Genomic DNA, 21,721 nt, shown 5'->3' with positions numbered 1-21,721 from the left:
TTTATACCCCTTAAAGGTCTGGCAGACTGTCAGGATCCATCGTGAACGTGTGTTTAATTTCTGGGAATTCTTTTGATTTCACATCATTCACGTAAGATTGAACAGCTTCTCCCAGTACGTGGTTACTATCCATGTAAGGTTTCACAAATTTCGGTAAGCGGTCGACTCCATATTTTAATATATCGTGATAGACGAGGACTTGTCCATCACATTCTGCCCCTGCTCCTATACCAATCGCAGGAATAAACAATTCTCTTGAAATAACTTCTGCTAATTGTCTTGGGATACATTCCAGAACAATGGCAATGGCTCCTGCAGCCTCAATCTCTTTTGCTTCTTGAAGTAAACGGGCTGCTGTTGCCTTATCTTTCCCCTGAACTCTGTATCCTCCTAAAACGTGAACAGATTGTGGGGTTAAACCTATATGTCCCACCACCGGTATACCTGCGTGTACAAGTTTTTCCATCGTCTGAATGACTTCTCCGCTTCCTTCCAGTTTCAAAGCTTGAGCTCCTGTTTCCTGAAAAAGTTTCTTTGCGTTGTGTAAAGAATCCTGGGTTGACACGTGGTAGGACATAAATGGCATGTCTACCACCGTGAAAGTATCAGGAGCCCCTCTTTTCACGGCTTTGCCGTGATGAATCATATCAGCGATCGTAACAGGAATGGTAGAATCATACCCAAGTACCGTCATTCCAAGGCTATCTCCCACTAAAATCATATCTGCTTTCGCTTGTTCAGCAATTTTAGCCGATGGATAATCATAACTAGTAATCATGGCTATTTTGTCTTTCTCTTGTTTCATTTTTATGAACTGACTTTTATTAAGCATGGTATCCTCCTTCCCCCCAATGAATCTCGGCTGAATATAGTTTCTCCTCGTTTCCGTCCTTATCTCTGGCTCGTAGTGCTCCATCTGGCTCGATCCCAATAAGGGTAGCCTGCCATTTCCGCCTCATAGTCGATATGGTAACTTCCTCTCCAATCCGATAACCAAAATGCTCCCATTCCTTCTTTACTTGTTCAAACCCTTGCTCTACATAACTATCATATGTATTTTCAAATAGACGCAGGATCGACTGAATGGTTTCTTGGATATCCCATTCTTGACCGGACTCAATCTTTAAAGAAGAAGCCTTGTGCCGGATATCTTGCGGGATTTCATTCAACTGCTGGTTTACGTTCATCCCAATTCCTAATACAACATATTGGATTTGGTCATGTTCAGCTTGCATTTCTGTTAGGATTCCTGAGACTTTTTTATGGTCAATAAGCAAATCGTTGGGCCATTTTATCTGTGGGTGAAGATTAGTCTTCTCTCTTACCATCTTGGCAAGCACGGTAGCTGCAAGCAGTGTAAGTTGAGGGGCCCTCATAGGAGGAAGATCAGGACGCAGCAAAATACTCATCCATATCCCCTTTCCTTTAGGGGAATGCCAGTTCCTTGCCATTCTACCTCTTCCCTTTCCTTGTGCATCCGCTATTACAACCGTTCCATGAGGTTTACCTTGGCTTGCTAATTGATGCCCTATTTCCTGAGTGGATTCAACTTGATCGAAATGGATGAGCTTCTGTCCCAGCCATTTTGTCTCCAGCCCCCACTGAAGTGTATTGCCGCTGATCTTATCAGGAGATGAAAGAATTTTATATCCTTTCTTTCGAACTGCTTCAATTTGGTAGCCATCTTTTTTTAATTCGTTCATATGCTTCCACACAGCCGTACGAGAAATATTCAATGAGTCAGATAACTGCTGTCCAGATACATACCCCTTTTCCTTTTCCAATAAATCAATCAGTTGTTTTCGGGTGGATTCCACAGTAATGCCCACTCCTTTATTTTTTCATAATCATTGGGTAAATGTCTTTCAACGACTTGATGCTCTATTTCCTTCATGTATTCAGAAATCCAAGGCCCTTTTGGTTTATCAGCATATAAAGAAATGAGGTCCTGAGGCTGAAAGGCGAGCTCCTTGCTTGAGAGAATGGGTAAGTTCTTACATCCCTCTTTTAAAAGTATAAGAATGGACTCATCTGCAAGACCCTTAGCCTGTAAAACTCTAGAAAAAGCTCTTTGTAAGGGTTCAGGCAGGACGTACAAAAGCCAGGGGGTAACACGATTCTCAACTAGATATTCGTTTAACGCATTATTCAATTCTTCCGTTTCACGTCTCTCTTTATTGGAAAGCTTCCACCTTTTCATCCATTCTTTAATAGAAAACGAAGGGGCGTAAGCCAGGTAATAGGTGACCAGTTCAGGCCAGGAAGATAACCGCACAAGCGGCGCAACATTTGGGAAAGAAGCTATTGTATTAAAGATTGGCAAGTATGTAATCAGATTAGTATCACTCACCATCGAAATAGCTTTTTTGTATCCAAGCCCCCGATAAAGTTTCAGGGTTTCCACTGCAATTCTCTCCACGGATATATATCTAAGCAGACTGGACTTAGCTGAGATCGCCTGCCTCGTACCATTTTCCACTTCAAATTCTAGCTGGCTTGAAAATCGGGCAGCTCTCATCATTCTTAAAGGATCTTCGGTAAACCGATCAAAAGGATCACCCACAGCTTTTACTTGTCGGTTTTCAATCGCTGCAAGTCCAGAATAAGGATCTATTATAGTTCCATATCGATCCATAGCCATAGCATTGATCGTAAAATCACGCCTGGCAAGGTCTGCCTTTATATCACGTACAAATGTAACTTCATCAGGGTGGCGGTAATCTTCATATCCTTCTTCTGTGCGAAAGGTGGTTACTTCGTAAGAAACTGAGCGAAAACGGACAATTACCGTTCCATGTTCAATGCCTACAGGAATTACTTTATCAAACATCTTCTGTATATGTGAGGGAGGCTCAGACGTAGCAATATCTATATCTCCAAGTGGCCGGCCGGAAAGATAGTCTCTCACCGCTCCACCTACAATATAAGCTTCTCCTCCTCCCTCTTCTATTTTGGCTAATAATTCAAAGGCCGCTGCCAATTTTGTTTCGTTGCTTTCAGTCATTATTCAGCACCCGTTCATAAAGCTCTTCGTATTGAGTAAGAATTGTTCCCGAGGCAAATTTAGTTTCTACCATCTGCTTTGCATTAACAGAAAGCTTGTCCATTAAATCTTCATCAGTCAGCATCTTCAGGGCAAAATAAGCAACCTGATCAACGTTTCCCAATTCAGCAATATAGCCGGTTTCACCGTGGTCAATAACTTCTGGAATGCCTCCGATGTTAGAGCCTATGCACGGGACCCCGCAAGCCATAGCTTCTAGAAGAACGAGACCAAAGCTTTCTTTTTCAGAAAGAAGTAACTTTAAATCCGAGATGGACAGTAGGTCGCTTACATTTTCCTGTTTCCCAAGAAAAAGCACCTGCTCCTCCAGATCTAGATCTTTTACAAGCTGATGGACATCAGAATATTCAGGACCGTCCCCTACAAGCAGAAGCTTTGCAGGTACTTCAGCAGCAATTTTAGAAAAAGCATGTACAACTTCAGGAACTCTTTTCACCTTGCGGAAATTTGAAATATGAATAACTACTTTTTCCTCTTCTTTAATACAATAATCTTCTCTTAATGAATAAGAGGGCTTTTGATAATATTCTCTCTCATCTACAAAATTATAGATGACTTCTATCGGTTTATCTGTCGAAAGCTGATCTTGAGTCTGTTGAACTAAACTTTCAGAGACAGCTGTAACCTTATCGGATTGTTCAATACCAAATTTAATCATTTGTTTTAAGCTTGAATCAATACCAAGCACTGTAATATCCGTACCGTGAAGAGTTGTAATGATTTTTACATCACGTTCAGCCATTTGTTTAGCTAATATAGCACAGATAGCATGAGGCATGGCATAGTGCACATGGAGAATATCAAGTTCTTCTCTGTTTATGACCTCAGCCATTTTATTAGCTAACGCAAGATCATAAGGGGGATGCTGAAAAACCGGATAGTTACTGACTTCTACTTCATGATAATAGATATTTGGATACACACGATTTAGCCGAAAAGGAACTTGGGAAGCTACAAAATGAATCTCGTGCCCTTTTTCTGCCAGAAGCTTGCCAAGTTCTGTGGCGATCACGCCTGATCCCCCTACTGTAGGGTAGCAGGTAATTCCTATTTTAGCCATATGATCACTCCTGCTCTTTCTTCTGTTCTCTAATGATCTTCCGCCACTCTAAATCACCGCGATCGAGAGCGTGAATGAGTATTTCAGCTCCAGCCAAGTTAGTGGCAAGCGGAATCTGATGAACATCACACAGACGAAGCAGGGCACTGATATCTGGCTCGTGAGGCTGGGCAGTTAAAGGATCACGAAAGAAAATGACCATATCCATTTCATCTTCAGCGATTTTTGCTCCTATTTGCTGATCTCCTCCTAAAGGGCCTGATAAAAATTTAATAATGGGAAGACCTGATGCATCAGCGATGCGTTTTCCGGTCGTTCCTGTAGCAAACAGCTGGTGATTCTGTAATGTTTCTTTATAAGCTATAGCAAACTGTATAATATCCGTTTTTTTCTTATCATGAGCGATTAACGCAATATTCATCGTTCCGTCTCCCTTTTAGTCTAATAAATGTTCAAGACCATACACCAGGACTTCCAGGTGCATTACTTTTTCAGTGGCTAATTTAACACCACTCATAAATGACTCACGATGATGGGAATCGTGTTTAATTGTAAGTGTCTGCCCAAGTCCTCCAAAAACAACTTCCTGGTGAGCAATTAATCCAGGAAGGCGCATACTGTGGATTTTCATTCCATCAGAGTCTGCACCGCGGGCACCAGCTAAATTTTCCGTTTCATTAGGGTGACCTTGACGATGACTTTCTCTGACTTCTCTAATGAGCTCAGCGGTTTTTATAGCTGTACCAGAAGGAGCATCTAATTTCTGATCGTGGTGTTTTTCAATAATTTCGACGTTTGGAAAATGCTTAGCGGCCCATTTAGAGAATTGCATCATCAGGACAGCCCCTACCGCAAAATTAGGAGCGATCACAGCGCCAATTTGTTTTTCTTCCGCGAGCTGTTTCAATTCCTCTAATTGTTCGGGAGTAAATCCTGTAGTCCCTACAACAGGACGCACACCATGTTCCAGGGCAAGTTTTGTGTGCTTATAACCATTTTCAGGAGTTGTTAAGTCAATTAGCACATCCGCTTCTATTTCACTTAGACACTTCTCTGGATCCTCAAAAATAGGCGCATCCAGGTTTGGCAAATTCTCTATTTCGACGACATTTTTTCCTCCGTTTTTACGGTCTAAACAGGCTACGAGCGTTAAGTTCTCTTCTTTTTCAATTAGTTTCAGAGCTTCTGTCCCCATTTTACCTCGAGGTCCCGCTACTATCACCTTAATATTATTACTCATTTGAACTCTCTCCTTCTTTTCGTGTCCAACGGTCTTTGTCTCGTGTTTCAATTTTACTCATCGATTGTTCGAATGCTTCCGATAAATCCATGTCCAAAGAATTGGCAAAACAAGTTAAGACGAAAAGGACGTCCCCTAATTCTTCTTCTAATGCTTTGTTTTTCTCTGTCGATTTCTTTTGCTTCTCCCCATAATGATGGTTGATTTCACGAGCCATTTCACCAACTTCTTCAGTAAGCCTGGCTTGTAAACTTAATGGAGAAAAATAGCCCTCCTTAAACTGGGATATGTATTTGTCCACGCGCTTTTGAATATCACCTGTAGTGTAATTCACGTTATCCGCTCCCTTTTTACTTTAGTATCTCTATAAATGGTAGCCAAAAGGGGGCGATTTGACAAATTTTTTAACTAAAAACTTAGAATTGCCTGTTCATTGAGAAAACTCTATAATGAGAAACGTATAACATTTATGGAGGTGAGCAGGTATTAAAATCTTCGGATTGCGTCTTAAAAACATTTTATTCATTTTAATTGGTTCTGCTATTTTTTCATTTGGTCTTGTGCATTTTAACATTCAAAATGAACTTGGTGAGGGAGGATTCACTGGGATAACTTTATTGCTATTATACTTATTTAACTGGGATCCAGCCCTTATGAATATCATTCTCAATATCCCAGTTTTAATCATAGGCTGGAGGATACTCGGGCGTAATACATTCATATATTCATTAATCGGAATCCTTGCTGTATCCTTATTTATTAGAGTTTCCCAAGTATATATGATTGAATTTAATTTATCATCTGACCTCACGTTGGCTTCTTTATTTGCAGGTGTGTTTATTGGAGTCGGTTTAGGTATTATCTTTCGGTATGGCGGTACGACAGGAGGCGTGGATATTATCGCTCGCCTCATCAATAAATACTTAGGCTGGAGTATGGGGCGAGCCATGTTCTTATTTGATGCGGTTGTTATTTTTGTCTCCATTGTTACTTATTTAAACCCGATTAAAGGTATGTACACACTCGTAGCCGTGTTTATCGGCGCTAAGGTTATCGATTTTATTCAAGAAGGAGCCTACGCCGCACGTGGTACTACCATTATCTCTGGTAAAAGTGATGAAATTTCCAGAAAAGTTATGCAGGAAATGGATCGCGGCATTACTATACTTGAAGGACGCGGATCCTTCTCCGGTGAAAGAAGAGACGTTCTTTACTGCGTAATTGGCAAGAACGAAATTGTACGCTTAAAAACCCTTATTGATCACATAGACCCCCATGCCTTCGTAGCCGTCAGTCACGTTCACGACGTAATGGGCGAAGGTTTCACGCTGGATGAAAACAAAAACCCGATCAGGGACTAAATTGTAAATCTCCAAATAAAAAATGCCCCGCTTCCTGAGAGGCGGGGCATAACTTTTTATTATTCTTCTCCCATTCCGAAAAACATGAAAATGAAGCGAAGCAGTTCAGCTAGAGCTACAAGCGCACCAGCTACATAAGTCATAGCCGCAGCATTCAATACCTTTTTCGTCGGACGTTCTTCCTCATTTCTAATAACTCCCGTAGACACCAACTGAGTCATTGCTCGATTAGAAGCATCAAACTCAACGGGCAGAGTCACCAGCTGGAAAAGCACAGCAAAGGCAAAGAAGACAATGCCGGCAAAAATTAAGCCGGTCATTTGAAGAAGAGCTCCGCCAATAATTAAGAAAATAGAGATATTTGATCCGAAGCTCGCAACTGGTACTAGCGCACTGCGAAAACGTAAAAACGCATAGTCCTGAGCATCTTGAATCGCATGGCCTACCTCGTGGGCGGCAACAGCAGCTCCGGCAGCCGAACGCCCATGGAAATTATCCGTCGATAAGCGTACAACTTTAGAGCGAGGATCGTAATGATCAGATAGCTGCCCTCTGACTTCTTCAACAGCTACATTAAACAGACCATTATCATCCAATATTTTTCTAGCTACTTCTGCTCCTGACATGGATGAGGAGATAGCTACTTTTGAATACTTTTTGTAAGTGCTCTTTACTTTTGACTGAGCCCAAATCGGAATAATCAAAATCAGGGCGAAGTAAAGAATAAAACTCATCATGGTTCATTCCTCCGTCTTGGATGTAAATAAAGTTCTTAGGTCAATTTTAGTCAAACCAGCTGAAAAAATCAACTATTTTCTCTCTTAATTGACCCTTTCACAGTGGCAACGGCTTGATATTTCCTAAAAGCTACATAAGCAAGCGTTATTAATATTGTACCTCCAATAAGTAGTACCGTCCATAATAATGCTTCCATACTTAAAGCAGGAACAGCCTCAGGCAGCTGATTCAATTCAACTGCAAGGGTTTCACGGATTTGGTCGGAATCTCCATCTGCAAATTGTGAAAGTTGTTCAGCAATAGGAATTAACTGATCATAAGAATAATATGTCAGAAGGCTTGGAACAACCTTCTCCCATTCGCTTTGAAACTCTTCCCCTGTTAAGTAAGGATTTTCAGCCAGACTATTTTTATAGTTAAAAACGAGGGTATTTATATTCTCCGCATGGTTGTTAGCGCTTACCGTATCAATAAAAGTGAGCAATTGACCAATCTCAACTGAATTAGTTTTGGGCAGGTCAACCATTAATGATTGAAGCAATTCTTTCCCTATCTCTTCTTTTTGTGGAGATAGGCTCTCCATATAGTTTTCCAATTCAGCTCTTCGGTTATTCAACGCTTTTCCCGCTAATTCATATTTTCCATCCTGTATAAGAAGCTTGTACTGCAAGAAAAAGGCTGACCAATCTTCTGAATGTCCAGATAGGTAAAGGTGCTTATTCATCGGTGTGAGTGTGAAAATAACGGAACATAGTAAGACCAAAATTGCCCGTCCCATTCCACTTCTCCCCTCTCTTAAAAAGTCTTATAGAGAGTCTATGAAGAATGGGCAGAATTTAGACCGCTTGAGTTCCTCTGTGAAACTAGATAAGCTACCCCTATGCATCCAAGGCTTAACCAAAACGTAAAATATCCGATCTGATCCATATACTTCATGATCGCAGGGTATACAGGCATTTGTTCAAAAACGTAGTCAATAACATCATTATGCAGTGTCCATATGGCTGCAACAAGGACATGTCTTATTCGTATAGAATAAAACGGAGCATATAATAGACCCTGGAAGGCCATGGCAGCGTGAGACACGATAAGCATATAACCTGTCCATGGGAGAGAGCCGAATTCAACAAAAGTCAACCCGTTCATAACAACAGCCCAAAGTCCATACTTAAGAAGCGTTATAAGAGCCAGTGCCTCAATATACGGAACATTCCTATTGAAGATATAAAACCCTAAGAAAATTGTAAAAAACAGGCTGGCCGTAGGGCTGTCTGGGACAAATATTAAAAACTTAAGTTCTGTAACAGCTAACTGACTACCATACCAAATATATCCATATATTGTTCCGAGAAGATTGACGATAAATAGTAAAATTAAAAACCCACGATTCTTGAGTATGTAGGAGACTAAATCTTTCAACCTTGGTTCCCCCTATATAAATTAAGCCGCGCTCCTTGAGCGCGGCTATCATTTCAAAACTTATTCGCTTGAGCCTGATCCTTCACCTTCAGAAGAGTCTTCTCCTGAACCTTCACCGGATCCTTCGCCTTCAGAAGAGCCTTCTCCTGAACCTTCACCGGATCCTTCGCCTTCAGAAGAGCCTTCTCCTGAACCTTCACCGGATCCTTCGCCTTCAGAAGAGCCTTCTCCTGAACCTTCACCGGATCCTTCGCCCTCAGAAGAGCCTTCTCCTGAACCTTCGCCTCCGCCAGAGCCGGCGTTAGCGATGAATTCAGCTAATACTTGCAATTCTTCGTCAGAACCTCCGAAGACTCCTGCCGGCATCTGCCCGACTCCATTTACAGCAATATCTTTAATTTGGTCGACGGATAACTCAGCATCAATTAAAGATGGATAATTCCCTTGCCCTTGTAAAGAGTCACCATGGCAGCTTAAACAGTTCGCTTCATATAAAGCGTAGCCTTCGCCTGACTTATCGATCTCTGATTCTACAGCTTCTACGTTAACTCCGTATTTTTCAGAGCGGGTTTCATAGTCAGCGTGTTGAACCGATTCAAATGTCAGCCAGAAAGTTGCAATAAATCCAAGGAGCATTAATCCGACAGCGATCGGCCGTTTATGTGGACGTCGTTCAGGACCTCTGTCAAGGAACGGTGCCAGTAGTAAAGCTCCAAAAGCTAGTCCTGGCATAACAATTGCACCCAGTACAATAAATTCTCCACCTGCAAATTCATATTTCAAGAATTGGTATAAAAATAAGAAATACCAGTCAGGCAATGGAATATAACCTGCGTTGGTTGGATCTGCCTGTTGCTCTAAAGGTGACGGGTGAGCAGCAGTCAGAATAAGGAAACCGATTAGAAATACGGAACCTACGAGCCATTCCTTAAGAAGGAAGTTAGGCCAAAACGCTTCGGTACGGCCTGGATACTCTGAGTAGTCTTTTGGTAAATTGGCTTTAGATTCGGCGGTAATTCGAGAGTCACCGACGAACTTCATCCCTTTTCCCCTATGCACAGCTTTCCCTCCTTTTTTAACTTACATTTTATAGTGGACCGGAAATTCCTTGTTTACGGATTAAGATAAAGTGAAAGGCCATTAATCCGAACAATGCGGCCGGCAAGAAGAAAACGTGGATCGCAAAGAAACGGGTAAGGGTTTGAGCCCCAACGATCGATGGATCACCCGCAAGCAGCGTTCGTATCGCATCTCCTATAAATGGTGTTGCAGCAGCAATTTCAAGACCTACCTGAGTAGCAAAATATGCTTTGTTATCCCATGGAAGCAGGTATCCTGTAAAACCAAGACCAAGCATAACGAAGAACAATAGAACTCCAATTACCCAGTTTAGTTCGCGCGGTTTCTTATAAGCGCCTTGGAAGAACACCCGTAACGTATGTAAGAATAACATTACGATAACAAGACTCGCTCCCCAGTGGTGCATGCCACGTACGATTTGACCGTATGCTACTTCTCTTTGTAAATAATAAACGGATTTCCAAGCATTCTCAATATCTGGTACATAGTACATGGTCAGGAACATCCCTGACAAGATTTGAATGACTGTAATGAAAAAAGTCAATCCGCCAAAACAATAAACAAAAGCTGAGAAATGATGGGCTGGGTTAACGTGCTCCGGAACTTCGTGGTCGGCGATATCACGCCACAAAGGTGTTATATCAACACGCTCGTCCACCCAATCGTAAAGTCTTTGCAGCATTGTTAACTCCCCCCTCCTCTAGATTGTGCGTCTCCAAGGTAAAGCATGCCCTCTTCCACTTTGTGCTCAAAAACTGGAAGCGGAGCTGTTGGAGGTGTTCCCGGAACATTCACTCCATCCTTGGTGTAACGTCCACCGTGACATGGACAGTAGAATTGATTAGGATAGTCTTCCTGTGAAGCCCAGTCCACTGTACAGCCTAAGTGGGTGCAGATAGGAGAAAGTGCCACAATCTCATCATTTTCATTTCTGTACACCCAAGCTGTTTTCTGTACTTCCGATTCATACCAAGCATCTACCTGGTCAATGGTCCACTCCACTCTTGTGGGCTCATTTGTAATCTCATCAACAGATGCAACGGAATGCATATCTCCGCCTTCTTTGGTTTGCAATACTGGATCAATTGCGAACCGAACCATTGGTGCAAGCATTCCGGCTGCCATGAAGCCGCCTACACCAGTCAGTGTGTAGTTCAAAAATTGACGACGGGATACTCGTTTTTTATCGCTCATTCTTTTCCCCCCTCTATGCTGTCATCCATATGACATGGATATTTTACACACAGTTTACTAGGACATTACCATGATAGCGCAATCTCAAGGCGCGGTCAATAAATTATCAAGGCTTGTCGTAACTTTTCTATTACCAGTATGCCTGGATGAGTTCACTGATTTGTCCCGCCTGTTCTTTTACAAACGATTGCGTTTCTGTAGATTGGATATTCCCACTTTGGATAGCTGGAACCCACAACAATTTCCCTGTGAGTTCATCCTCGTGTTTTTTCCATTTAGCATCAAAAGTGAGAAGAAACACATGCGTAAAAGGCTGCTTTCTAAACTGACTGATCCAGCTGTTTAATCGTGGTACTTCTGTCTCTGCCGTTCCGCTTATGTAATAATACTCTGGAGCTAAAAATATACGTCCTCTATACTCTTTTTCAATCAGATTGGTAAAAATTTGATTGATTTCCCTTTGAAACGCTTGTTTCCCCATCATTTGATCAGAAGCTGGGTCAAAAGGAATCATTGGAATTAACAAAGTATCAATATATTCTTTTTCAGGTAAGTATTGTTTAATGTCTTTTTCTGTCCATCGCACGGGTCATCATCTCCTGTCTTTCTTCTCTCTATTGTACTAGATTGTCGAAAAAATAAAAGTCAGGAGCGATAAAAAATGCTCCTGACTAGTGCATATTATAAGAAGGTATTTAAATCCTGTTTCAGACTGCTTAATTCATTACACAATTCTTTAAATTTATTTCTTTCACCATCAATTAAAGCAGCATCAATTTTCCCTTCCAACTCTTTCTGTCTGTGTTTAAGAAGACTTAATGAGAGCAAGCGTTCCGCTTCGTTTTTATCACGCTCATTCAAATAATAATCTTTAGGAAGGTAAGGGTTTTCCTCTAATACAAGAGCGTATTTCGAACTTTGCTGAGCATTATCGAAATTCATTTGAATATAGACGGGTTCATCTTGATTCATTCTCAAATCGTGGAACGACTTCTCTGCATCATTCGTCATGACTTGCCCTTTATAAAATCGAAATGGGGGATCAGATACACCTTGAGCACTTATCTCCATACCTCTAGGACAGAACTTCACTTCCTGGACAAAATGAACACTGGAAAGTAAGGATTCATGATTCATCAAATAATTAAGGATCCATACACTTTCACGTTTCTTTAATTGATAATGATTTAAAAACCACCGGACGAAGTCTTTTTTTTCATCAACAGATATAGGTGTTTGCATATGCGCCCCTCCCGCGCCTCATTATTCAAATCATTCTTGCTCCATAAGCCTCGTCAAAAAGTCTTCAATTTCAGTATCCGCGGGGTCAATTGCTAAATATTCTCTAAATACTTCCTGTCCTTCCTTCATACGGCCTTCTTCAATCAGGAAGTATCCATAGGCTTTTAAGAATGCTGTATCCTCTTTTAATGAAGGGTAAGCCTGCTTATATTGCTCATAAGCTTCATCAAACTGTTCCTCTTCTTCATAAGCCTGGGCAAGTTCCCAAAGATAATTGGGATCTTCCTCTCCAAGAGAGATCAACTGATTAATAAGTTCAATAATGGCTTCATAGTCCGCGTCTTCTTTAAAGTTCTCTATTAGGAATAAAACCGCTTCCTTATAGCCTGGATCCAGTGCTACAGCTTCTCTCATAAGCCTGTAACCCTCATCTTTGTTTCCTTGTTTGTGAGTTAACGTACCTGCCAGATGATAGAGTTCTTTATTAAATTCATCTTTTGCCAGACCTTTCTTAGCCATATCCAGTGCTTCCTGTGGCATACCTTCTGAATCATAAGCCTGGGCCAGGTGAGGATAAACCGAATGAAAATAAGGATCTTTATCAATCAATTGTTCCCAGACTTTAATGGCTATATCATTACGATTTGCCTGAAAAGCAACAAAACCATAGCGGAACATTACATCTGGATTCTCTTCTTCCACGTTTTGGTAGTACTCAAGTGATTGTTCAAATTCACCATTGGCTGCATACGCTTCTGCTAAACGTGTAGCTACTTCTATATCTCCTATAACCGGCTGGTGGTGCATAGCGTTCTCGTAATAAGGAACACATTTTGAATATTCACCATTTGAGAAAGCCAGTTCGCCTAAAGCAAAGTCGATAATGGCTGAATTAGGTTCTACTTGCTTAGCAGTTAATAACTTCTGCTCAGCTACTTCGTATAACCCTTGAGCCTGGTATAAATCAGCTAATTGAACGAGTACTTGTAAATAATCTTCATCTTCAGGACCGAATTGATTTAATAGCTCTATCGCTTCATCATCTTCCCCTAAATCGATATGAATTTCTGCCATCATCACTTTCAATTCCTGCTCTTTTGGATAGCGTTGAATCAGTTCCTGAAGAACCATTTTCGCTTCATCCATCATTCCCCACTGAATGTAGAGTTCTGCAATGGTAAAGCGCTCTTCTTCATCCGCATGTGGTAAATATTGTGTTAGAGTTTCTATTGCATCTTCCGTCTTATGGGCTTCCATTTGACGAATTGCTTTTTGTATTTCCTCCATGATGACATCCTTTCTCTGTTAAACAAAATGCTTGTGAAGTTTCACTTGAATATGAGTGCCTGGTTTACGATCAACCAAGGTTTGATTGACTTGTTTAACCTGCCCATTCATAATCGTTACATTTGGAACAGGGTTATGATAAATGAATTTCTCCTGTTCATCAATCAAAGAATGTTGAGTCTTCCAAAACAAATTATAATCAGCCTGACCACCTGATGTTAAACGACCGCGACTAGGAAAAATCCCACTATCCTTTAGATTTTGAAACGAAACTATTTCATCATCCTGTAACTCTGATAACTTAATGATACCATACTGCTTACTAAGTGAAGACCATAATTCTGAATAGTTGTTCGACGTATTTTCAGAATCTTTGACACGGATAGTCAGCGGAATTCTCTTGTACGCCTGAGCCTGGACCAGCCATTCCCATGATACATTTTTCAAGTCATTGATCAAATCCACTTCAATACATAAAAAGGGGCATCCTTTTCTAGCGAAAAATCGGACCATCTCAGCTTTTATAAGCTTAGCGTTTATGACTGGAACCACCATATAGTTTACTGGAATTCCGGATAATTTATTTAAATATTCGTCATAAAGCTGACGATAGTGGCGTATGCTAGTCACTAGGTGTTGAATAAGAAGTAGTGAACACCCTCTTTTTATGTAATTACCAGCTGTTTCTTCAGGAGTAGAACTAAAGGAAATTGGCTCAAAGTTATCAAGCATTACGTACCCAGGTGTTACAAAGAAACCATCCGTATTCATGTGAACATAAGATTTGCTACCTGAATGATTACGAACAAACTTCTCTCCATAAACCAGTCGCTCCTCTACCTCTCCTCCGCCCTCTTTCTCTAGATAAGCACTAAACCAATAAGCTCCCATACGATTCAAACCTCCATCAGGCTTTTTATATCGTATGAGAGCTTACTGAAAACTATGAAAACTATTTAATTAGTCAGTTGGTTTAAATGGTCAAAAAAAGTCGGGTAAGAGATATTAATACATTCTTTGTCCTCAATCGTAACTGGGGCATCACAAACGAGGGATGCGATCGCTCCCATCATCCCGATTCTATGGTCCCCAAATGAATCGACTTTTCCGCCCTTTAGAGGAGTCGGGCCATGGATAATCATTCCATCTTCCTGTGGTTCTACATGAGCTCCGAGTGCTCTTAAATTATTCACAACTGCTGAAATTCGATCGGTTTCTTTAAACCTTAATTCACGGGCATCTTTTATAATAGTTGTCCCTTCTGCCTGCGTAGCTGCCAGGGCAACAATTGGAATTTCATCAATTAAATTCGGAATCATTTCCCCTTCAATTCTGACACCTTTCAGAGCAGAAGACTTAATATGAATATCACCGACGGGTTCATCGCCTACATAAGAATGTATGATAGCGTCCACAGAAGCGCCCATGTGTTCCATCACCTGAATAATTCCATCTCTAGTCGAATTAAGACCAACGTCTTTTATTGTGATCGAGCTGTTTGAGCTTATGGCAGCGGCAACAATGAAAAATGCTGCAGAAGAGATGTCTCCAGGAACCCTAAAATTAGAGGCTGTCGGCTGCTGCCCTCCCTGGATAGTAATCTTAGAGCCTTCTACATCGATATTAATTCCAAATTGAGACATCAGCATCTCCGTATGATTTCTAGTTACTCCAAGCTCCACCACCGTTGTTTCTCCTTCAGCAAGCATTCCGGCTAGAAGAAGAGCTGATTTCACTTGTGCGCTTCTTACTTGTAAATGATGCGTAGTGCCTTTTAATTTAGTGCCCTCAAATGCCAGAGGCAGCACAGAAGCATTCTTACGACCGGAAATACTCGCACCCATCTCGCGCAAAGGATGGACTACGCGATCCATAGGCCGCTTAGATAAGGACGGGTCTCCGTATGCTGAAGTAAATAGCAGAATACCAGCTAAAACTCCGCTCATCAAGCGGGCTGTAGTGCCTGAGTTTCCAAAATTTACTGGTAATTCAGCTTCCTTCAAATGTGGAATCCCTTTCCCATATACAGTCAACTCGTCCCCTGACTGCTCTATTTGAACACCAAGCTGTCTAAAAGCTTCCACCGTTCGCATGCAATCTTCACCTGTCAAGAAGTTTGTAATTTGGGAGACGCCTTGGCTCAAAGACGCGAATATTACTGCCCGGTGGGAAATAGATTTGTCGCCGGGTACAGTAAGACTACCTCTCAAATTTTTTTGTGGAGGACGTAACTCTATGGCTGACATATTAAACACCCCTTACTGTTGTACCATCACTTCATATTGATGGGCTTCAAGCACTTTTTTACTCTTCCATTGTTCGTCACTCGCAGCAAAACTAATTCTCAGCACCCCTGTAATCCCTTCTCGAATTTCCAGGATCTGAATATTTTTAATACTAATTTCCTCATCGGCTAATAATCCTATTACATGATAGATAGCTCCAGGCTGGTCATGAATATCCACATAAATATCATAAAAAGCAGGGATTGCGCCCCTATCTCTTACAGGCAGCCCATCACGGTAATGCTTAGCATCTAAAAGATATTCATAAGTCCTTTCACTCTCTTCATTTTGTAAAAAATCTTTTACCTTACCCATTTCCTTCATCCAATCATCCAGCATGGAAATTAGCAAATTACGATTCTGGAAGAAAATATCCTGCCAAAGTTTAGGGTTACTCGAAGCAATCCTCGTAATATCTTTAAATCCTCCCGCAGCCAGCTGTTCAATATAAGGATGAGTTTCCTGCCATTGTTTTGCCTGGTGGACCAGTGAAGAAGCAATTAGATGAGGAAAATGAGATATTACCGCTGTCATCTCATCATGCTCTTTTGTGGAAAAAGTTAAGAACCTTGCCTCCGTTTCAGAGAACAAGTCTTTCAGCCTTTCTGCCTCATGAACAGATGCATGAAGTGAAGGCGTAAGCACATAGATAGCATTTTCAAACAAATGAGGCTTAGCAGCGGTGTATCCCTGTTTATGGGATCCTGCCATTGGGTGTCCGCCCACAAAAGAGACTTTAGAATGACTTAAGTTATTTGCCGCTTCCAGTACATTGTTTTTTACAGAAGATACATCCGTTACCAGAAGGGATTTAGAAAGCTCGATAGATTCTAATTGTTTTAAATATTGAATGGTTATAGAAATAGGAGTAGCCAGTACACACACATCCGCTTGTTTCACGGCGTCACTAAAATCATGTGACGTACTATGAATAACTCCCTGCTTTCTGGCCATGCTTATGGTTTCAGGATCCTGATCGATGCCAATAACATGGACGTTTTCTTTTTTTGAAACGTTCATTGCAAGAGAGCCGCCTATCAGTCCTAAGCCCACGATTAATACTGTCTGCTTCATTTACTTTACTCCTGATGCTAATTTCTGTTTCATTTCTTCCTGGATAACAGCCATATCTTCTGAACGGCCAATTGTCAGACGGATTGTATTAGGAAGTCCCAATGCTTCTCCGGAACGCACAATAAATCCTTTAGCGAGCAGATGCTGGAACATTTCGTCACCACTGAACGGAAGATGGATAAGCAGAAAATTGGCTTGTGAATCATAGTAGGATAAGCCATTTTCATCACAAAAATTCATGAGAGCATTTTTATTTTTTTTATTCTCTTCAAGCGACATCTGAAGAAATTGCTGGTCATCTAACGCTAAGATGGCTGCCGCCTGTGACACGGTCGTCGTATTAAAAGGTTCACGAGAAGGTTCCAGCATGCGAATCACGTCGGGATGACCCACACCATATCCAATTCGCAGCCCGGCCAAGCCATAAGCTTTTGAGAATGTGCGAAGGACAACAAGGTTCGGATAGTTATCTAATGCACCTAAAGAATCAAAATAGTCATCTGTTTCCATATACTCAAAATAAGCTTCATCTAACACTACTAGAACATGGTCCGGACAAGTATCCATGACCCATTTAAGCTTTTCACGCTCAATATGTACCCCTGTAGGATTATTAGGCGTACAAATCCATAACACCCTCGTTTGATCATCGATCTGCCTTAGCATTTCCTCAAGGTCATGATGACCATCTACTAAGGGCACCTCTCTGACTTCAGCACCTTCTATTAATGCGTTGTGCCGATACTGCGGAAACGTAGGGGTAGCCATAATCGTATTAGCACCAGGTTCTAAAAACGTACGGCAAATAATTTGTACGACTTCATCAGATCCATTCCCAAAGATAAGCTGATTATCATTCACATTAATAAATCTAGCTACTTTTCTACGCACGGCCGCTGCATATCCATCAGGATAAATCTCTAAATTAGCGATCAGCTCAGGAAGTTCTTGTTTCACTTTAGGAGAAAAGCCGAATGGGTTTTCGTTAGAAGCAAGCTTAACAATTCGTTCGAGCCCGTATTCTTTCTTTACTTCCTCTATTCCTTTTCCTGGTTTATAAGGTTTCATATCTCTTAAAATATCTTTAGCTTTCATACAGGAACGCTCCTCTCAACTCTTTAAATCCGGCCGAAGCTTTTTGGCTTCATAGTGATAGATGTGTTTAATATGATGCTGTGCAGCATCGGTTTCAGCCGTTACCATTACTCGAATACATTTAGGTAAACTCCCGGGAACCGGGATTTCTCTCATACACATAACAGGGACATAAGTCCATCCCTTTAACTGCCTTAGGGATTTGGCGGGGAAACCATCGTTCAAATCCTCTGTTACTGTAAAATAAACGGATACAACCTGCTCTGGCTGAATTTGATTCTGATGAATAAGATCGTTCATTAGTTCTACAGATTTGTCTATGATCTCTTCTGATCTATTTACTGACACTGTAGTTGCCCCTCTGATACCTCGGATCATGTGGCACTCACCTCTTTAATAAATAGATTCAAGTCTGTTTGTATTTGCTGATCGCTTAATCCGACGACACATGGAGCGCCGATCTGATTCAACAATACATAATTAATTTCCTGATGAACGGTCTTTTTGTCCCATTTCATCCGTTTAAGTAAGGTACCTATCTCCAGGTTCTTAAGGATTTCCACAGGATAACGATTGGTCTTCAGCCACTCAGCATAGCGATCCACTGGCAGGGACGCGTCCAGTTTCCCTTGACTTACACGCAATGCAAACCATAAACCGATACCAACAGCCTCACCGTGAGTGATTTTTCCGTAACCAAGTTCAGCTTCGATCGCATGTGCCAGAGTGTGACCAAGATTTAAATACCTTCGTATTCCTTTTTCACGTTCGTCGCTCTCCACAATTCCAGCCTTTACCTTAATCCCTTTCATAAGGTCATCCTTTATTTGTTCACTCGATAGATTGCCTATCGAAGTTTGAAACAGATCATTACACCATTCAGGGCTGCTCAGGAAGGCGTGCTTAATGACTTCTCCATACCCAGAGCGGATCTCTTCTGCTGGAAGTGTCAGCAATGTTCCGGTATCATAAATAACCTTTACAGGATTATAAAAGCTCCCTATAAGATTTTTGCCTCTCAGATGGTTGATCGCAACTTTTCCACCCACACTGCTGTCATGCGCTAAGATTGTCGTAGGCATTTGGATGAAATCAATGCCTCTTAAATACGTAGAAGCCACAAACCCGGCGAGATCTCCAACCATCCCTCCACCTAAAGCAAGGATTAAGGAGCGGCGATCAAGCTGCGCTTCTACACAGGCATCCAGTAATCGTTCATACTGTTCCATACTTTTAGATGATTCTCCAGCCGGAACTATAGTAGTGTGAGTATCAAATTCACTTCCTAGTCCACCGATTACGTCCTCCAGGTAGATATTAGAAACTTTGTCATCTGTTATGATCAGTATTTTCTGATAGTCACTGGAAATATAATTTAGCAGTTCGTGCCGAATTCCTTCTTCGATTATGACCTCGTAATCATGGGAGTTTGCATGAATAGTCAAAGAGCTCATTTAAAACTCCCTGACTTCCTTACGATAATCATCCACGGCACGTTTTAATCTAGGAAAGTAATCTGATGGAAATTCTTCGGTAATAGCTTTAGCCAATTCGAAAGCTACAATATGCTCCATAACAACGGAGGCTGCAGGAACAGCACAGGAATCCGAACGTTCAATACTTGCGTTAAATGGCTCTTTCGTATCGATGTCTACACTTTGAAGCGGTTTGTAGAGAGTAGGGATAGGCTTCATGACCCCTTTGACCACAATTGGCATTCCAGTGGTCATACCTCCTTCAAACCCGCCTAAGCGGTTCGTACGTCTGTAATAGCCGCGTTCTTCACTCCAGAGAATTTCATCATGAACATCACTGCCATTTCGACGGGCAGCTTCAAAGCCAATTCCGAATTCTACACCTTTAAATGCGTTTATGCTCATAACACTTCCTGCAATTCTAGCATCCAGCTTACGGTCATACTGAACATAAGAACCAAGTCCAGGAGGCATACCTTCTACATAAACTTCGGCGACCCCACCGATGGTGTCTCCATCCTTTTTAGCGTCATCAATAGCTTTTTTCATTTTTTCAGCTGCGCTTTCATCAAAAGTACGCACAGGTGAATTCTCAGATATCTCCCTACGTTCCTTTAACGTAAGACTTTCATCTACATCACTTACGATACCGGCAATTTCTCTGACGTATCCAGCAACTTCAATCCCTAGTTCACTTAGCAATACTTTTGCCACGGCGCCTGCGCCAACTCTCGCAGCTGTCTCCCTCGCAGAAGAACGCTCCAGAACATTTCGCATATCACGATGGCCATACTTCATGCCACCATTTAAGTCAGCGTGTCCCGGTCTTGGTTTCGTTACTTTTCTACGTATTTTCGCATCTTCAGGAAGCGGATCCTCTCCCATGATATCGGTCCAGTGTTTAAAATCGTCGTTGTGGACAACCAAAGTTATAGGTGAACCCATTGTATAACCATGTCGCACTCCGCTGGTAACCTCTACTAAGTCTTTTTCAATCTGCATTCTTTTTCCACGGCCATATCCACCCTGCCGCCTTATTAAAGATTCATTTATCTGTTCGCTTAGCAAAGGTAAATGGGAAGGTACCCCTTCTATAATTGTTGTCAACTGCTTACCATGAGATTCACCTGCTGTTAAATAACGCATGGATAACACCCCTCCTGATCGTATAGTGAACTGAGCTAATCTCAGCAATAAATTTTACGTACTACTATATCATACGCATAAACGTTTGTGTCGCAAAATTGTTCGAATTTTTATAAAAAACCATTGAAAACGCTTACTAAATTTCAAATTCCGTTTTTTATAAGACTACCCTGAAAATAACTACCGCTTTAAGGCCGTACTAAATAAAGGGGATCTTCTTGCTTTTTAAAAAATCCCTGAATTCCTTTGTTATTTATGTCATCACTTGTCTAAGCCGACTGTGGCGATAAGTCGACTACAAAACCTAAGCGCTGAAGACTCTTAATGGCTTTCTGTTTTTTTGCTTCTAATGCTTGTTGATTATACTGGTTTGCCCCTCGTTCTTTGTACATTTCTCTTTTCGTTAATAGGTGATAAACAATCACAAGTAATGTCCGGGCAATGGCTACTCTCGCCTTTTTAGGTCCGCGGCGGAATTTAAGTCTTTGGTATTTGGCATGCAAATACGTACCTTTTTTACGAGTGGCGCTGGTAGCTGCTTCTACTAAAGCGTGACGAAGATATTTATTTCCATCTCTTGTACGTGTATTTCGTTTTTTACCTGCGCTTTCGTTTTGTCCTGGGGCCATACCGGCCCATGAAGTTAGGCGGGCTGCGCCTCCATATCGCCCCATGTCCGGTCCTAGTTCTGCCATGAGATGTTGGGCGGTTGATCGCCCGATTCCAGGGATGGAATCTAAAAGAGCGATATTTTCTTCAAAAGGGGCCATGCGGGTGTCAATTTCTTGAGAAAGATCTTCGATCTGTTTTTCCAAGAATTCAATATGGTCTAATTCTTCTTACGGAGGTTTCCTTTTGAATGTTGAGCCAGTACTTTCGCATTGGTATTTCCACTAATTAGATCGCGAAGGATCAGCCGTCCCGAAACTCCTAACACATCGGTAGCTACAGCACCCAATTT

General features: G+C 41.5%; 24 protein-coding genes and 1 pseudogene. 1 reads left to right on the top strand and 24 read right to left on the bottom strand.

The window, feature by feature from the left end:
- Nucleotides 1-10: 10 nt before the first annotated feature.
- The 7 genes from panB to ACTWP7_RS04360 are packed head-to-tail and all read right to left on the bottom strand — an operon-like array spanning nt 11 to nt 5,698.
- Nucleotides 11-832 carry a 3-methyl-2-oxobutanoate hydroxymethyltransferase gene (gene panB, locus ACTWP7_RS04390; protein WP_443122164.1) on the bottom strand — a complete coding sequence of 274 codons (822 nt, stop codon included), beginning with the start codon at nt 830-832 and terminating at the stop codon, nt 11-13.
- Complete coding sequence (locus ACTWP7_RS04385; protein WP_443122163.1) at nt 825-1,817, bottom strand: biotin--[acetyl-CoA-carboxylase] ligase; 993 nt, start codon at nt 1,815-1,817, stop codon at nt 825-827. Before ACTWP7_RS04385 ends, panB begins: the two co-directional genes overlap by 8 nt.
- On the bottom strand, nt 1,793-3,004 hold the full coding sequence (locus tag ACTWP7_RS04380) for a CCA tRNA nucleotidyltransferase (protein ID WP_443122162.1): 1,212 nt from the start codon (nt 3,002-3,004) through the stop codon (nt 1,793-1,795). Before ACTWP7_RS04380 ends, ACTWP7_RS04385 begins: the two co-directional genes overlap by 25 nt.
- Nucleotides 2,997-4,124, bottom strand: a complete 1,128-nt coding sequence (bshA, locus tag ACTWP7_RS04375; protein WP_443122161.1) for an N-acetyl-alpha-D-glucosaminyl L-malate synthase BshA — start codon at nt 4,122-4,124, stop codon at nt 2,997-2,999. Before bshA ends, ACTWP7_RS04380 begins: the two co-directional genes overlap by 8 nt.
- Before the next feature lie 4 nt (nt 4,125-4,128).
- Nucleotides 4,129-4,545, bottom strand: a complete 417-nt coding sequence (locus tag ACTWP7_RS04370; protein WP_443122160.1) for a methylglyoxal synthase — start codon at nt 4,543-4,545, stop codon at nt 4,129-4,131.
- 15 nt (nt 4,546-4,560) lie between these two features.
- The gene (gene dapB / locus ACTWP7_RS04365) at nt 4,561-5,364 is read right to left on the bottom strand and encodes a 4-hydroxy-tetrahydrodipicolinate reductase (protein WP_443122159.1); all 804 of its coding nucleotides are present in this window, start codon (nt 5,362-5,364) and stop codon (nt 4,561-4,563) included.
- Nucleotides 5,357-5,698, bottom strand: coding sequence for a nucleotide pyrophosphohydrolase (locus tag ACTWP7_RS04360; protein ID WP_014643499.1), 342 nt, complete (start codon nt 5,696-5,698; stop codon nt 5,357-5,359). Before ACTWP7_RS04360 ends, dapB begins: the two co-directional genes overlap by 8 nt.
- A 166-nt stretch (nt 5,699-5,864) precedes the next feature.
- On the opposite strand from ACTWP7_RS04360, the gene ACTWP7_RS04355 reads away from it, so the two are divergent.
- Nucleotides 5,865-6,725 carry a YitT family protein gene (locus ACTWP7_RS04355; protein WP_443122158.1) on the top strand — a complete coding sequence of 287 codons (861 nt, stop codon included), beginning with the start codon at nt 5,865-5,867 and terminating at the stop codon, nt 6,723-6,725.
- Nucleotides 6,726-6,784: 59 nt separating this feature from the next.
- Here ACTWP7_RS04355 and ACTWP7_RS04350 read toward each other — a convergent pair whose 3' ends face one another.
- From ACTWP7_RS04350 to ACTWP7_RS04270, 17 genes and pseudogenes are all read right to left on the bottom strand, one after another.
- Nucleotides 6,785-7,459, bottom strand: a complete 675-nt coding sequence (locus tag ACTWP7_RS04350) for a zinc metallopeptidase (RefSeq protein ID WP_041601656.1) — start codon at nt 7,457-7,459, stop codon at nt 6,785-6,787.
- A gap of 71 nt (nt 7,460-7,530) precedes the next feature.
- Nucleotides 7,531-8,241 (bottom strand): sporulation protein YpjB, encoded by a 711-nt coding sequence (locus tag ACTWP7_RS04345; RefSeq protein WP_443122157.1) that lies wholly within the window; start codon nt 8,239-8,241, stop codon nt 7,531-7,533.
- 38 nt (nt 8,242-8,279) lie between these two features.
- Nucleotides 8,280-8,882, bottom strand: a complete 603-nt coding sequence (locus ACTWP7_RS04340) for a DUF1405 domain-containing protein (protein ID WP_443122156.1) — start codon at nt 8,880-8,882, stop codon at nt 8,280-8,282.
- A 303-nt stretch (nt 8,883-9,185) separates the two neighbouring features.
- Nucleotides 9,186-9,941: pseudogene (locus ACTWP7_RS04335) on the bottom strand (c-type cytochrome); the annotation flags it as partial.
- Nucleotides 9,942-9,969: 28 nt separating this feature from the next.
- Nucleotides 9,970-10,644: a menaquinol-cytochrome c reductase cytochrome b subunit gene (gene qcrB, locus ACTWP7_RS04330; protein ID WP_014643505.1), complete on the bottom strand. Its 675-nt coding sequence runs from the start codon at nt 10,642-10,644 to the stop codon at nt 9,970-9,972.
- 2 nt (nt 10,645-10,646) lie between these two features.
- Nucleotides 10,647-11,156 (bottom strand): QcrA and Rieske domain-containing protein, encoded by a 510-nt coding sequence (locus ACTWP7_RS04325; protein ID WP_014643506.1) that lies wholly within the window; start codon nt 11,154-11,156, stop codon nt 10,647-10,649.
- A gap of 130 nt (nt 11,157-11,286) precedes the next feature.
- Nucleotides 11,287-11,742 carry a YpiF family protein gene (locus tag ACTWP7_RS04320; RefSeq protein WP_443122155.1) on the bottom strand — a complete coding sequence of 152 codons (456 nt, stop codon included), beginning with the start codon at nt 11,740-11,742 and terminating at the stop codon, nt 11,287-11,289.
- Between the two features lie 95 nt (nt 11,743-11,837).
- Nucleotides 11,838-12,398, bottom strand: coding sequence for a ReoY family proteolytic degradation factor (locus ACTWP7_RS04315; RefSeq protein ID WP_014643508.1), 561 nt, complete (start codon nt 12,396-12,398; stop codon nt 11,838-11,840).
- A 30-nt stretch (nt 12,399-12,428) separates the two neighbouring features.
- Nucleotides 12,429-13,685, bottom strand: a complete 1,257-nt coding sequence (locus tag ACTWP7_RS04310; protein WP_443122154.1) for a tetratricopeptide repeat protein — start codon at nt 13,683-13,685, stop codon at nt 12,429-12,431.
- A gap of 18 nt (nt 13,686-13,703) precedes the next feature.
- Nucleotides 13,704-14,576, bottom strand: a complete 873-nt coding sequence (locus tag ACTWP7_RS04305; protein ID WP_443122153.1) for a hypothetical protein — start codon at nt 14,574-14,576, stop codon at nt 13,704-13,706.
- Nucleotides 14,577-14,641: 65 nt separating this feature from the next.
- Nucleotides 14,642-15,931 carry a 3-phosphoshikimate 1-carboxyvinyltransferase gene (gene aroA, locus ACTWP7_RS04300; RefSeq protein WP_443122152.1) on the bottom strand — a complete coding sequence of 430 codons (1,290 nt, stop codon included), beginning with the start codon at nt 15,929-15,931 and terminating at the stop codon, nt 14,642-14,644.
- A gap of 12 nt (nt 15,932-15,943) precedes the next feature.
- Nucleotides 15,944-17,044 (bottom strand): prephenate dehydrogenase, encoded by a 1,101-nt coding sequence (locus ACTWP7_RS04295; protein WP_443122151.1) that lies wholly within the window; start codon nt 17,042-17,044, stop codon nt 15,944-15,946.
- Nucleotides 17,045-18,139, bottom strand: coding sequence for a histidinol-phosphate transaminase (gene hisC, locus ACTWP7_RS04290; protein ID WP_443122150.1), 1,095 nt, complete (start codon nt 18,137-18,139; stop codon nt 17,045-17,047). It abuts the gene before it with no gap.
- A 15-nt stretch (nt 18,140-18,154) separates the two neighbouring features.
- Nucleotides 18,155-18,517 carry a chorismate mutase gene (aroH, locus tag ACTWP7_RS04285; protein ID WP_443122149.1) on the bottom strand — a complete coding sequence of 121 codons (363 nt, stop codon included), beginning with the start codon at nt 18,515-18,517 and terminating at the stop codon, nt 18,155-18,157.
- Nucleotides 18,514-19,593: a 3-dehydroquinate synthase gene (gene aroB, locus ACTWP7_RS04280; RefSeq protein WP_443122148.1), complete on the bottom strand. Its 1,080-nt coding sequence runs from the start codon at nt 19,591-19,593 to the stop codon at nt 18,514-18,516. The genes aroH and aroB overlap by 4 nt, the downstream gene beginning before the upstream one ends.
- Nucleotides 19,594-20,760, bottom strand: a complete 1,167-nt coding sequence (gene aroC / locus ACTWP7_RS04275; RefSeq protein ID WP_443122147.1) for a chorismate synthase — start codon at nt 20,758-20,760, stop codon at nt 19,594-19,596.
- A 269-nt stretch (nt 20,761-21,029) separates the two neighbouring features.
- Nucleotides 21,030-21,575 carry a transposase gene (locus tag ACTWP7_RS04270; protein WP_443122146.1) on the bottom strand — a complete coding sequence of 182 codons (546 nt, stop codon included), beginning with the start codon at nt 21,573-21,575 and terminating at the stop codon, nt 21,030-21,032.
- Between the last annotated feature and the right edge of the window lie 146 nt (nt 21,576-21,721).

The sequence above is a fragment of the Halobacillus sp. B29 genome (assembly GCF_052246755.1).
GTDB lineage: Bacteria > Bacillota > Bacilli > Bacillales > Halobacillaceae > Halobacillus > Halobacillus halophilus.
This window is presented reverse-complemented; position numbering and strand designations above follow the sequence as displayed.